At 71.8% G+C, this 12,716-nt stretch carries 14 protein-coding genes; 12 read left to right on the forward strand and 2 right to left on the reverse strand.

Features of this window, described 5'->3' with window-relative positions:
• The first annotated feature begins 107 nt into the window (after positions 1-107).
• The 7 genes from AC0IW9_RS20025 to AC0IW9_RS20055 all read left to right on the forward strand — a co-directional run bounded on the left by AC0IW9_RS20025 (position 108) and on the right by AC0IW9_RS20055 (position 6,919).
• Entirely contained in the window at positions 108-1,247 is a 1,140-nt protein-coding gene (locus AC0IW9_RS20025; RefSeq protein WP_471650062.1) for a sensor histidine kinase, read from the forward strand.
• A gap of 97 nt (positions 1,248-1,344) precedes the next feature.
• The gene (lpdA, locus tag AC0IW9_RS20030) at positions 1,345-2,736 is read left to right on the forward strand and encodes a dihydrolipoyl dehydrogenase (protein ID WP_471650063.1); all 1,392 of its coding nucleotides are present in this window, start codon (positions 1,345-1,347) and stop codon (positions 2,734-2,736) included.
• 29 nt (positions 2,737-2,765) lie between these two features.
• Positions 2,766-3,812, forward strand: coding sequence for a DNA adenine methylase (locus AC0IW9_RS20035; RefSeq protein WP_471650064.1), 1,047 nt, complete (start codon positions 2,766-2,768; stop codon positions 3,810-3,812).
• Positions 3,812-4,075, forward strand: a complete 264-nt coding sequence (locus AC0IW9_RS20040) for a PGPGW domain-containing protein (RefSeq protein ID WP_471650065.1) — start codon at positions 3,812-3,814, stop codon at positions 4,073-4,075. The genes AC0IW9_RS20035 and AC0IW9_RS20040 overlap by 1 nt, the downstream gene beginning before the upstream one ends.
• Positions 4,076-4,167: 92 nt before the next feature.
• Positions 4,168-4,839, forward strand: a complete 672-nt coding sequence (locus AC0IW9_RS20045) for a DUF4142 domain-containing protein (RefSeq protein ID WP_471650066.1) — start codon at positions 4,168-4,170, stop codon at positions 4,837-4,839.
• Between the two features lie 188 nt (positions 4,840-5,027).
• Entirely contained in the window at positions 5,028-6,221 is a 1,194-nt protein-coding gene (locus tag AC0IW9_RS20050; protein WP_471650067.1) for an MFS transporter, read from the forward strand.
• 53 nt (positions 6,222-6,274) lie between these two features.
• A complete protein-coding gene (locus AC0IW9_RS20055; RefSeq protein ID WP_471650068.1) occupies positions 6,275-6,919 on the forward strand; it encodes a hypothetical protein in 645 nt (214 codons plus the stop codon).
• Between the two features lie 13 nt (positions 6,920-6,932).
• Here AC0IW9_RS20055 and AC0IW9_RS20060 read toward each other — a convergent pair whose 3' ends face one another.
• Together AC0IW9_RS20060 and AC0IW9_RS20065 are read right to left on the reverse strand one after the other, a co-directional pair.
• Positions 6,933-7,175, reverse strand: coding sequence for a hypothetical protein (locus tag AC0IW9_RS20060; protein WP_471650069.1), 243 nt, complete (start codon positions 7,173-7,175; stop codon positions 6,933-6,935).
• A 75-nt stretch (positions 7,176-7,250) separates the two neighbouring features.
• Positions 7,251-8,072 (reverse strand): AraC family ligand binding domain-containing protein, encoded by an 822-nt coding sequence (locus tag AC0IW9_RS20065; protein ID WP_471650070.1) that lies wholly within the window; start codon positions 8,070-8,072, stop codon positions 7,251-7,253.
• 68 nt (positions 8,073-8,140) lie between these two features.
• Between AC0IW9_RS20065 and AC0IW9_RS20070 the strand changes: the two genes are divergently transcribed.
• The 5 genes from AC0IW9_RS20070 to AC0IW9_RS20090 form a co-directional block, all read left to right on the forward strand.
• Entirely contained in the window at positions 8,141-9,415 is a 1,275-nt protein-coding gene (locus AC0IW9_RS20070) for an MFS transporter (protein WP_471650071.1), read from the forward strand.
• A gap of 145 nt (positions 9,416-9,560) precedes the next feature.
• On the forward strand, positions 9,561-10,301 hold the full coding sequence (locus AC0IW9_RS20075) for a methyltransferase domain-containing protein (protein WP_471650072.1): 741 nt from the start codon (positions 9,561-9,563) through the stop codon (positions 10,299-10,301).
• A gap of 46 nt (positions 10,302-10,347) precedes the next feature.
• Positions 10,348-11,202 carry a shikimate dehydrogenase gene (locus AC0IW9_RS20080; protein ID WP_471650073.1) on the forward strand — a complete coding sequence of 285 codons (855 nt, stop codon included), beginning with the start codon at positions 10,348-10,350 and terminating at the stop codon, positions 11,200-11,202.
• On the forward strand, positions 11,199-11,813 hold the full coding sequence (gene coaE, locus AC0IW9_RS20085) for a dephospho-CoA kinase (protein ID WP_471650074.1): 615 nt from the start codon (positions 11,199-11,201) through the stop codon (positions 11,811-11,813). The genes AC0IW9_RS20080 and coaE overlap by 4 nt, the downstream gene beginning before the upstream one ends.
• Positions 11,814-11,860: 47 nt before the next feature.
• Positions 11,861-12,716 (forward strand): TauD/TfdA dioxygenase family protein (locus AC0IW9_RS20090; protein WP_471650075.1); only part of this gene is annotated, 856 nt, incomplete at its 3' end.

Genomic DNA, 12,716 nt, shown 5'->3' on the forward strand with positions numbered 1-12,716 from the left:
GCCAACAACCCCATGCGCTCCGCTGGCGTTCGGCCTATCCTGGGCCGGGACAAGGATCGCGCCGTATCGATGCGGCGCCGGTCATACAGTGGGGCACAGCGTTCGGCATGACCGATGACAACGGGACCGCGAGCCAGGTCGAGGCCTTGCTCGCCACCGAGGATCTGGCAGGCGCTCTCGAGAACGATCAGTTCCGGCGCTTCCTGGACCAGGTGCCGATCGCGATCGTCGTCTCCGAGATCCGGGATGCCGAGGCGGGCGAATGCATCGCCTATGCGAATCCGGAGCTGGAAAGGCTCGCCGGCGTCGCCGCCGGGGATCTCCGCGGCAAGCCCTGGGATGCCCTGCCGGGGACGGAAGCCGAGATCGAGCCGGGGCAGGGCTCCGGGCTGCGCGGCCTGGGCGAGGCCATCCCCGCCGGCACCGACTGCATCGGCACCTTCCGCATCGACCGGGAGGCGGCGCCCCCCGCCCTGGTCGATGCCTATTCCAACCTGATCGAGGACGAGGAGGGCACACCCGCCTACCGGCTCGCCATCCTGGTCGATGTCGGCGCGCATGGCCCGCACAAGCGGCAGGAGATCGCCGAGCAGCTGCGCGAGAAGGATATTCGCCTGCTGGAAATCCAGCACCGGGTGAAAAACAACCTGCAGATGATCGCTGCGCTGATCCGGATCGAGGCCCGCAATGCCGAAGGGGGCATGGACCGCGCGCCCTTCGACCGGCTGGCCGGGCGGATCGAGGCGATCCAGATCCTCTATGGCCTGCTGTCGGATGGCGCCAAGACGGCCAAGGACAGCACCGTCGACCTCGGCATCTACCTCAGCGACATCGCCTCCTCCATCCTGCGGTCCCATGCGGTGGAGGGCATCCGCCTCGACCTCAAGGTCGATTCCTACCCGGTCTCGGTGAATGTCGCGATGCCGACCGGGCTGGTGGTGAACGAGCTGCTGACCAATGCGCTGAAGCACGCCTTCCCCGGCATCGGCACGGAGCGGGAGGGCGGCACCATCACCCTGCACAGCCTGTCGGATGGCGAGGGCTGCCGCATCACCATCGCCGACGACGGGATCGGCCTGCCCGAGGGTGCCGACTGGCCCCGCCCCGGCAAGCTGGGCGCCATGATCGTGCAATCCCTGCGGCAGAACGCCGGCGCCAGCTTCGCCATCGAGTCCAGGCCGGGGAAGGGCGTGCGGGTGACCATCGCCTTCCGCCGTGCCGCCGCGGCGCCCAGGCCGGCGGATTGACGCCCCCGAGACTTGCCTTCGGCCGCGCCAGGGGCCAGTTTCCCGCCGAATTCGCCAGCCCCGGCTCAAGTCTTCCGGCGCGCCTCAAGGAGCCTCCATGCCCGATAGCTTCGACCTCATCGTCATCGGCTCCGGCCCCGGCGGCTATGTCTGCGCCATCCGCGCCGCCCAGCTCGGCCTCAAGGTCGCCTGCGTCGAGAAGCGCGCGACCCTCGGCGGCACCTGCCTGAACATCGGCTGCATTCCCTCCAAGGCCCTGCTGCAATCCAGCGAGCATTTCGAGGAAGCGACCCACAAGCTCGGCGTGCATGGCGTGGTGGTGGGCGAGGTGAAGCTCGACCTGGCCCGCATGCAGGCCCGCAAGGGCGAGGTGGTCACGGCCAATACCAAGGGCGTCGAATTCCTCTTCAAGAAGAACAAGGTCACCTGGCTGAAGGGCGCCGGCAAGATCGTGGCGCCCGGCAAGGTCGAGGTCGCCGGCGAGACCTACGAGACCAAGAACATCGTCATCGCCACCGGCAGCGACAGCACCCCGCTGCGCGGCGTCGAGGTGGACGAGACGCGCATCGTCACCTCCACCGGCGCGCTGGAGCTGGACAAGGTCCCGGGCCATCTCGTCGTCATCGGCGGCGGCGTCATCGGCCTCGAGCTCGGCTCGGTCTGGCACCGCCTCGGCGCCCAGGTGACGGTGATCGAGTTCCTCGACCGCCTGGTCCCCGGCATGGATGCCGAGATCGCCCGGCAGACCGAGCGGGTGCTGGGCAAGCAGGGGCTGAAGTTCAGGCTGAAGTCGAAGGTCACCGCCGCCGCCGTGGGCAAGGATGGCGTGACCCTGACGGTGGAGCCCGCCGCCGGCGGCGCGGCCGAGGAGATCAAGGCCGACGTGGTGCTGCTGGCGATCGGCCGCCGCCCCTATGTCGAGGGCCTCGGCCTGGCCGAGGTCGGCGTCGCGCTCGACGACCGCGGCCGGGTCAAGACCGATGGCCACTTCGCCACAAACGTCCCCGGCATCTACGCCATCGGCGACTGCATCGCCGGCGCCATGCTGGCCCACAAGGCCGAGGACGAGGGCGTCGCCATCGCCGAGATCCTGGTCGGCCAGGCCGGCCACGTGAACTACGGCGCCATCCCCGGCGTGGTCTATACCTGGCCCGAGATCGCCTCGGTCGGCGCGACGGAGGAGGAGCTGAAGGCCCAGGGCGTCGCCTACAAGTCCGGCAAATTCCCCTTCACCGCCAATGGCCGCGCCCGCGCCATGGAGGAGACGGACGGCTTCGTGAAGATCCTGGCCGATGCCAAGACCGACAAGGTGCTGGGCGCCCATATCATCGGACCCGATGCCGGCACGCTGATCGCCGAGATCGCCCTCGCCATCGAGTTCGGCGCCAGCTCCGAGGACGTGGCCCGCACCTGCCATGCCCACCCGACGCTGAACGAGGCGGTGAAGGAAGCGGCGCTCGGCGTCGGCGGCCGGGCGCTGCACATCTAGCGCGGGGATCCGAGCAGGGGGGCGCGCCGGTGATCAAGTACATCGGCAGCAAGCGCGCCCTGCTCACCCATATCCTGGCGGCGATCGGCGGCGCCACGGCGCCCGGCTCGACCGTCGCCGATGTCTTCTCCGGCACCGCCCGGGTCGGCCATGCGCTGAAGGGCGCCGGCTACCGGGTCCTGTCCAACGACCACAACGCCTTCGCCCACACGCTGGCCACCTGCTACGTCCAGGCCGATGCGGAACGCTGGGCTGAGCCCGCCGCCCGCATCCTGGCCGAGCTGCAGCGCCTGCCGCCCCGGGCCGGCTGGTTCACCGAGGCCTATTGCGTCGCCGCCCGCTACCTGACGCCGGAGAACGGCGCCAAGGTGGAGGCCATCCGCAACGCCATCGCCGCGATGGGCGCCGAGCCCGAGCTGGAGGCCATCCTGCTGACCTCCCTGCTGGAGGCGGCGGACCGCGTCGACAGCACCGCCGGCCTGCAGATGGCCTACATGAAGCAATGGGCCGCCCGGGCGAAGAACCCGCTGACGCTGCGGCTGCCGGCCCTGCTGCCGCGCCCCGCGGCCGGGGCCTGCCAGGCCTTCTGCGGCGATGCCGAGGCCGTCGCGGCGACCCTCGACTGCGACCTCGCCTACCTCGATCCGCCCTACAACCAGCATTCCTACCTCAGGAATTACCATGTCTGGGAGACGCTGGTGCGCTGGGACCAGCCGGAGACCTACGGCATCGCCAACAAGCGGCTCGATTGCCGGACGCGGATTTCCGCCTTCAACAGCCGCCCCGGCATCGGCCCCGCCCTGGCCCGCACCATCGCCGCGCTGCGCTGCCCGACCCTGGTGGTCTCCTTCAACGACGAGGGCTACCTCGGCCGCGAGGCGCTGGTCGGGATGCTGGCCGCCCGTGGCCATGTGCAGGTCATCGAGATCCCCTATGGCCGCTACGTCGGCGCCAAGATCGGCATCCACAACCCGAAGGGCGAGAAGGTCGGCACCGTGGGGCGGCTGACCAATGTCGAATACCTGTTCGTCGCCAGCGAGCGGAAGCTGGCGCTGCCGCCGCTGCGGGCCGCCTGATGCCGTCCTGGCAACGCAAATTGGCGGGGCTGGGGCTGCTGGTGCTGGGACTGCTCGGGCTGGTGCTGCCCATCCTGCAGGGCATGCTCTTCCTCGCCCTCGGGCTTTTCGTGCTGCGGGACCAGTATGGCTGGGCGCGGCGCGGCATGGCCAAGCTTGAAGCCCGCTGGCCGAAGCAGGTCGGCCAAGTGGAAGCGCTGGAGGCCCGCCTCATCGCCTGGGGCCGGTGCCAGGCCGATCGGCTGCGCCGGCTGCTGCCGTGAGAGGGCATTCCGCCCCCGGTACCGAACCGCCCCCGCCGAGCGCCGTTTCCTCCCCAACCGGTTGGCCTCCAGCCGGAATGGGAGACGCATTGATGAACCGCAAACTCGCCTTGCTGGCCGCCACCCTACTGGCCACCACGCCGGCCTTGGCCCAGACCCAGCAGCAGCGTGCCCAGGCCGTCCAGGGCCAGACCGGCCAGGCCCCCAATGCGCCCGCCTCCACCGGTGCCCGGGCCGAGGTCACCTCCACCCCCGAATTCCTGCGCCTGGCGGCCATGAGCGACCGCTACGAGACCGCCAGCGGCCGCCTCGCCGGGGAGAAGTCGCAGAATGCCCGGGTCAAGGAATTCGCCCTGATGCTGGTCCGCGACCATTCGCAGACCACCCAGCAGCTGCAGACGCTGATGCAGCAGGTGCCCGGCATGGGCGCCGGCGCCGCCACCCCGCTGCCGCAGGGCCGCGAGACCACCGGCAATGCCGCCAGCGGCCGCATCACCAATGCCCAGGGCGGCCCGCAGCATGAGGGGCTGGACCAGCAGCACACCGCCCTGCTGCAGCAGCTCCAGGGGGTCAACGGCGCCGAATTCGACCGGCTCTTCCTCAGCCAGCAGGTGACGATGCACCAGCAGGCGGTCGATCTCTTCAGCAACTACAGCCGCTCGGGCGACAATCCGCAGCTCAAGCAATTCGCGGCGCAGACCCTGCCGCATCTGCAGGAGCACCTGCGGATGGCCCAGCAGCTGCAGCAGGCGACCCAGGGGTAGGACCCCGCCGACCGGACCATGACCAGCGCCGACAGAAGCGCCGGTCATGGTCCGGGCTTCTGCTTCCCCGCAGCCGATCACGCCTTGGCGGATGACCCGTTGCGGTATCCGCTTGGCGGCACCGGGCGGCTGGGCGAGACTCCCGCCATGGCCAGTCCCTGCCCCGTCTCCAGTCCTCGCCCCGCCCGATGAACGCCGTCGCGCCGTCGCCCGAACCGCGGCGGATGGCGCTGCTGCTGGGCATCGCCCAGACCCTGGCCTGGGCCGGCACCTACTACCTGCCGGCGCTGGTGGCGCCGGCGGTGGTGGCGGACCTCGGGGCCGATCCGGCGCTGGTCTATGGCGCCTTCTCCCTGGCCCTGCTCATCTCCGGCCTCGCCGCGCCGCGCGTCGGGCGGCTGATCGAGCAGCGCGGCGGCAGGCCGGTGCTGCTGGCCTCCTCCGGCATCCTCGCCACCGGGCTGGGGCTGCTGGCGCTGCTGCCGGGGCTCTGGGGCTGGTTCCTCGGCTGGGTGGTGCTCGGCCTCGGCATGGCGCTCGGCCTGTACGAGGCCGCCTTCGCCACCCTCGGCGTGCTCTATGGCCAGGCCGCGCGCCGGGCCATCACCCTGGTCACCCTGGTCGCCGGCTTCGCCAGCACGGTCGGCTGGCCGCTGACCGCCACCCTGCTGCCCCTGGTCGGCTGGCGCGGCACCTGCCTCGCCTATGCCGGGATCAACCTGCTGGTGGTGCTGCCGATCTACCTGCGGGTGCCGCGCGCCGGCAGCCCCGCGGCGGCCACCGGCCCGGCCCAACCGGAAGCGGCGGAGGCGCCGCTGCCCGCCGCCTGGGTGCGGCGCAGCTTCCTGCTGCTGGCGGTCTTCTTCACCCTGCGGGCGGTCATCAGCGCCACGCTCTCGGTGCATCTCATCGCGGTGCTCGGGGGCTTGGGGCTTTCGGTCGCCGGGGCGGTCGCGGCCTCGGCCCTGCTCGGCCCCGCCCAGGTCGGCGGCCGGCTGCTGGAATTCACCCTCGGCCGCGCCGCCCATCCGCTGACGGCGGCGCGCCTCGGCGCGGTGCTGCTGCCGATCGGCGCCCTGCTGCTGGTGCTGGCGGGCCCTGTGGCGGCGGTGCCCTTCGTGCTCTGCTACGGCGCCAGCAACGGCATCATGACCATCAGCCGCGGCGCGGTGCCGCTGGCGCTGTTCGGGGCCCGCGGCTACCCGGTGCTGATGGGCCGGCTGGCGCTGCCGATCCTGCTGGCCCAGGCCGCCGCCCCGGCGCTGACCGCGCCGCTGGTCGCCGGCCTGCCGGCCGTCGCGGTGCTCGGCCTCGCCGGGCTGCTGGCGACCGCGGCCATGGCCTGCCTGCTGCCGCTGCGGGCGGCGCCGCCCGCTGCCTGAGCCGCTTGGCGCGGCTTTCGCCTGTGATATGACGAAACCGGGAGGGCCGCCGGATGCAGTATGACGAATACATCTCGCTGGGCAGCGATTGCGAGGGCGGCTTCCAGATCCGCCGCATCCTCGGCCATGACAGCTCCAACTACTTCAACTGGAACGTCACGCCCCTGCTGGCCCTGAAGCAGGTGCTCGAGAACCGCTTCGACGGCGTGCTGCAGCGGGCCAATATCTCGGTGCATGGCGATGGCGGGCTGCTGAACGACCACCGCTACGACTACAAATTCCACTCCCCCTTCGACCGGCCAGACTACGAGTCCGACCCGGAATGGGAGGCGAAATTCCAGGACCACCGCGAGAAGTCCCGGTACCTGATCGACAAATTCCTCCGCGAGCGGCCGGCGGACCACGCCACCGCCTATTTCTACAAGGTGGCGGTGACGGAGGAGCCGGGCGCCGCCCGCCGCCTGCTGCCGGAAATCCGCGACGTCCTGGCGCGCATCCACGGCGCCTCCCGCTTCGTCATCGTCGCGGTGCAGGGGGCGGAGCACCGGGAGGACCCCTGGGGGCTGCCGCAGATCCACAACCGCTACCTCGCGCGGATCGCGCCCTGGAACGATGCCCCGGACGGGCATGTCTCGTCCTGGGACCGGCTCTTCTACGAATTCCCGCACAAGGAGCCGATGCGCTTCTCCGGCTACTGAGCCGGTGGCCGGCCTATTGCGGCGGGCGGGCCCGCTGCATCGCCATGCCGCCGCGCGGGGCCGGGGCCGGCCGGCGCGAACGGCCCAGCGCCACCCAGGCGCCGGCGACGCCCACGACCAGCGTGGTCAGCCCGGCCCAGACCAGGACCAATTCTGCGGCACGCAACAGGACATCGGCCGGCACGGCTTCGGCCCAGACAAGGGCTGCCAGTGTCGCCAAAGCGAGGATGCCGTGTCCGAGCATCTGTGTCTGCATCGACGCCCTCCGCCGTGAAACATCGCGACACACTGCGTATACTGCACGCAGATTTGACTCAAGCCCCAGGGATCATCATTCCTCCTGCGTTGCCATTTCGTCCTGGCCAGTCGACCGGCCGCCGCCTGGGGTGGTGCCGAAGGCCGCGCGAAAGGCGGCGCCGAAGGCCGGGGCGCTGGCATAGCCCACCGCCGCCGCCGCCCGGGCCGGCGGCACCCCGCGGGACAGCAGCGCCGCCGCCTCTGCCAGCCGCAGCATCTGCCGCCAGCGGCCGAAGCTCATCCCCGTCTCGGCCCGGAACAGCCGGGTCAGGGTGCGGGGGCTGGCGCCGCAGTGCCGCGCCCAGTCCTCAAGTCCCAGGTCGCGCGCCGGTTCCGCCCGCAGCGCCTCCGCCAGGCGCTGCAGCCGCGGGTCGCGCACCGCGGGGACGCCCAGGGGCAGGGCAGGGGCCCGGGCGATCTCGTCCAGGATCAGCGCCGTCAGATGCCCGCCCCGCCCAGCCTCGTCCCATTCCAGCGGCTCGGCGCAGGCGGCCAGCACCAGCTCCCGCAGCAGCGGCGAGACCGCCAGCACCGTCACCAGCCGCGGCCCGGCGGCGGCCGCATCCGCGCGGAGGAACAGCGCCCGCATCGCCACCCGCCCCTGCATGGCGGTGACATGCGGCACCATGGCCGGCATCCACAGCGCCCGGCCCGGCGGCACGATGAAGCCGGCCGCATCGGTCGCGATCCGCATCACCCCCTGCGTCGCGTACAGCAGTTGCGCCCGGGAATGGGCATGGCGCGGCACCGACTCGCCATCGACGTAGTCCCGCTTGAAGCCGGCCAGCGGCCGGTCCACCGCATCCGCCGGGATGTTGCGCAGCGGCGCCGCACCGAAATGGCCGGGCGGCGACATGGTTTGGCCTGCCATCGTCATCCGGCCAGGATAGGCTGGCGCGAAAGGCCAAGGAACGGAAAAGCGCCATGCACGACCCCGCCGCGCGGCAGATCGCCTTCGTCAACGCCGCGCATATCTACACCCACTACAGCCTGCTGGTGCTGGCGACCGCGGTGCTGGGCATCGTGACGCAAGCGCCGGAGGCCTTCGGCCGCGAATACGGCCCGATCCTGGCGCTCGGCACCGGGATGTTCGTGCTCTATGGCCTCGGCTCCCTGCCGATGGGCTGGCTGGCGGCGCGCTACGGCCGGCGCGCCATGATGGCCGCCTTCTTCCTCGGCACCGGCGGCGCCTCGGTGATGGCGGGGCTGGCCGAGACCCCGCTGACCCTCGGCCTGGCGCTGGCCCTCATGGGCTGCTTCGCCGCCGTCTACCATCCGGTCGGCACCGCCATGCTGGTGGAGGCCGCCGCCGCCTCGCCCAGCGGCAAGATCGGCCGCGCGGTCGGCATCAACGGCGCCTTCGGCAACATGGGCGTGGCCCTGGCCCCGGTGGTGACGGCGCTGGTCGCGGCGCGGCTCGGCTGGCACTGGGCCTTCGTGCTGCCGGGGGTGGTCTATATCCTCACCGGCCTGCTGTGGCTGCGCGAGCCCGCCTTCGACGCGGCGAAGCAGGCGGCCGGCGCCAAGCCCTTCCCCGCCATCCCGCCGGCCATCGTCCGCCGCGCCGTGGTGGTGCTGCTGGCGCTGGCCGCCGTCTCCGGCCTCGTGTTCAACGCCTTCGCCCTGCTGCTGCCGAAGCTGATGGAGGAACGGCTGGCCGGGTCCCCGGACCTGCTGCCGGTGGTCGGGCTGCTGGCTTTCCTCGCCACCATCTGCGGCGGGCTGACGCAGTTCACCGTCGGCCACATGATCGACCGGCAGACCCTGAAGAACGTCTTCCTGCCGCTGGCCCTGGTGCAGGTGCCCTGCCTGCTGGCGCTGTCCGTGGTGCAGGGCTGGCTGGTGCTGCCGCTCGCGGCGCTGATGGCGGCATCGATCTTCGGCCAGGTGACGGTGAACGAGACGATGACGGCCCGCTACGTCGCCCCGGCGCTGCGGGTGAAGCTCTATTCCATCCGCTTCACCATCGGCTTCCTCGGCGCCGCCAGCGCCTCCCCGCTCGTCGGCTTCCTGCACAAGGCGACCGGCAGCCTGGCCGCGCCGATGCTGGTCCTGGCCGGCTTCGGCGCCGTCACCTTCGCCTGCGCCCTGCTGTTTCCCAACCGGCGGGAGGAATTGCAGCCCGAGCTCTGGGCCCAGGCAACGGATGAGGGAACGCCGGCCGGGCTGGTGGGGGCCGCCGCCGCGCCACGGCGGTAGCGGGCCGTCGCCCGGCGGAAGGATGGCTTGCAGCGGGTGGCGAGGCCGATTAGCGTCCTCGCCCTTCTACCGGTGCGTGCACCGGCCTCGCCGCATGGCCCCGAGCCCCGCCCCCGAGCCCCGACCCTGATCACCGGAGTACCCGATGCCCGAATCGCCGCCCGAAGCCTGGATCCGCGCGGTCGCCCCGGGCGGGAGCTTCGTCGATATCGGCGGCATCGGCGAGTGGTCCTGCAACGAGCGGGTCAGCATCGCCCTGGACGCCGGCGCCAGCCATGTGGCGATGGCCGATATCCAGCCCTTCAGCTCCGAGTACTGGAGCTTCTTCCACAACATGATGGTCGAGAAGGGCATCGACCGCCGCCGCTATGCCTGCCACGAGAAGGTCGACATCACCCGCGCCGACCTGCCGGAGCAGCTGCCGCGCTTCGACACGCTCTATTCGACCGGCATCCTCTACCACGTCGCCGATCCGGTGACCTCGCTCTACAACCTCACCCGCATCACCGGCCGCTGGCTGATCGTCAACACCGTCATCATGCCGGCGCGGGTCGAGAACGAGCTCGGCGTGGTCGAATGCCCGGACGGCATGGCCTTCCTGCTGCCGGCCATGTCCGAGGCGCAGCGCGACATCATGCGGCTGCACTACAAGACCAAGTTCGGCTGGAGCATCGACGACACCGCCCCGCGGCCGCAGCAGTCCGGCGCCATCATGCCGCACCGGACCGAGCAAGGGCTGAGCTGCTGGCCCTACTGGTGGCTCATGTCGATCCCCGCCTTCCGCACCCTGGTCAATGTCATGGGCTTCGCGGTGCGGGAGGAATGGACCTGGGAAGACCACGCCCACTTCATGCTGTGCGAGCGCATCGACCCGCTGCAGGGCTGACGCCGCGCCCATTGACCAAAGCAGGAGCGGCGGCTTCCCTGATCCGATGAGCGCCTCCCCCCTCGTCACCCTCTCCGGCCATGCCCGGCTCGCCGGCATCCTCGGCTGGCCGGTCGCCCATTCCCGCTCCCCCCGGCTGCACGGGCTCTGGCTGCGCCGGCACGGGGTGGATGGCGCCTACCTGCCGCTGCCGGTCGCACCCGACCGCTTCGCCGCCGCCGTCCGCGCGCTGGTCGACCTCGGCTTCCGCGGCGCCAACGTCACCATCCCGCACAAGGAAGCCGCCTTCGCCATCTGCGACCGGGTGGACCCCAGCGCGCAGCGCGCCGGCGCGGTGAACACCCTGGTCTTCCGCGACGGCGCCATCGAGGGCTCCAACACCGACGGCTGGGGCTTCCTCGCCAATGTCGCCGAAGCCGCCCCCGCCTGGCGCGCCGATTCCGGCCCCGCGGTCATCCTCGGCGCCGGCGGCTCCGCCCGGGCCATCGCCGCCGCGCTGCTCGATGCCGGCTGCCCGCATCTCACCCTCGTCAACCGCACCCCGGCCCGCGCCGAGGCCCTGGCCCAGGCCCTCGGCGGCCCGATCGCGGTGGCGACCACGCCGCCGCTGGCCGGCGCCGCGCTGCTGGTGAACACCACCTCGCTCGGCATGGCCGGCCAGCCGCCGCTCGACCTGGACCTCGCCGGCCTGCCGCCCGGCGCCGTGGTGGCCGACATCGTCTATGTTCCCCGTGAAACATCGCTGCTGGCGGCCGCCCGCGCCCTCGGCCTCACCGCGGTCGACGGCCTCGGCATGCTGCTGCACCAGGCCCGCCCCGGCTTCGCTGCCTGGTTCGGCGTGACGCCCGAGGTGGATGCCGAGCTGCGCGATTTCGTCGGCGGGGATATCCCCGCCCGATGAAGATCCTCGGCCTCACCGGCGGCATCGGCATGGGCAAGTCCACCGCCGCCGCCACCTTCCAGCGCCTCCGCGTGCCGATCTTCGACGCCGATGCCACTGTCCATGCGCTGCAGGGCCGCGGCGGCCGCGCCGTCGGCCCCATCGCCGCGGCCTTCCCCGGCACCGTGCGCGACGGCCGGGTGGACCGCGAGGCCCTGCGCCGCGCCGTGCTCGGCCAGCCCGAAGCCCTGACGCGACTCGAGCGCATCGTCCACCCGCTGGTCCGGGATGCCGAGCGCCGCTTCCTCGCCGCCGCCCGCCGCCGCGCCGAACGGCTGGTGGTGCTCGACATCCCGCTGCTGTTCGAGACTCGCGGCCAGGGCCGCTGCGACCTGGTGGTGGTGGTCACCGCCCCCGCCGCCATCCAGCGCTGGCGCGTCCTCCGCCGCCCCGGCATGACCCCCGAGCGCCTCACCGCCATCCTCGCCCGCCAGCTGCCGGATGCCGAGAAGCGGCGCCGCGCCGACCGCCTGGTCCATAGCGGCCTGTCCCGCCACCATGCCCAGCGCGCCATCCGCGCCATCGTCGGCGAGATCCGCAGCCCGCCTGGACCCGCGCGCGGGACGCCGTAAACTCCCCCGCAACGGGGCGCCGGACGCCCCGGTGAGGGAAACTGCCGATGACCCCGACCATCCGCCCCGCCAACCCCGCGCGCCCCGACTTCGTCGGCGAGGTCGCCGGGATCGACCTCCGCCAGCCGATCGAGGCCGCGACCGCCGCCGCCATCCGCGCCGGCATGGACCGCTATGCCGTGCTGGTCTTCCGCGACCAGCGCATCGACGACACCCAGCAGATCGCCTTCAGCCGCCACTTCGGCGAGTTGGAGCTCGCCACCGGCGACATTGTCCAGGGCGAGGCCCGCCGCCTGGCGATGGAGGTCAACGACATCTCCAACCTCGACCGCGACCTGAAGCCCCTGGCGCGGGACGACCGCAAGCGGCTGTTCAGCCTGGGCAACATGCTCTGGCACAGCGACAGCTCCTTCAAGCCGACGCCGGCGATGTACTCGCTGCTCTCGGCCCGGGTCATCCCGGCCTCCGGCGGCAATACCGAATTCGCCGACATGCGCGCCGCCTGGGATGCGCTGGACGCGGAAACCCAGGCGCTGGTCCGCGACATGGTCTGCGACCACAGCCAGATCTACTCCCGCGGCGTGCTCGGCTTCACCGACTTCACCGCGGAGGAGCTGGCGAAATGGACGCCCGTGCCGCAACGCCTGGTCCGCCGCCACCCGGGGTCGGGGCGGCTGTCGCTGTTCCTTTCGGCGCATGCGGGGGCGATCCACGGCATGCCGGTGCCGGAAGCCCGCGCGCTGCTGCGGGACCTGAACGAACACGCGACGCAGCGGGAATTCGTCCACGCCCATGTCTGGCAGCCGCATGACCTGGTGATGTGGGACAACCGGGCGACCATGCACCGGGCCAGGCGGTATGCGGCGGATGTGCCAAGGGACCTGCACCGGACGACGGTGGCGG

It is taken from the genome of Belnapia sp. AC561, from assembly GCF_979252845.1.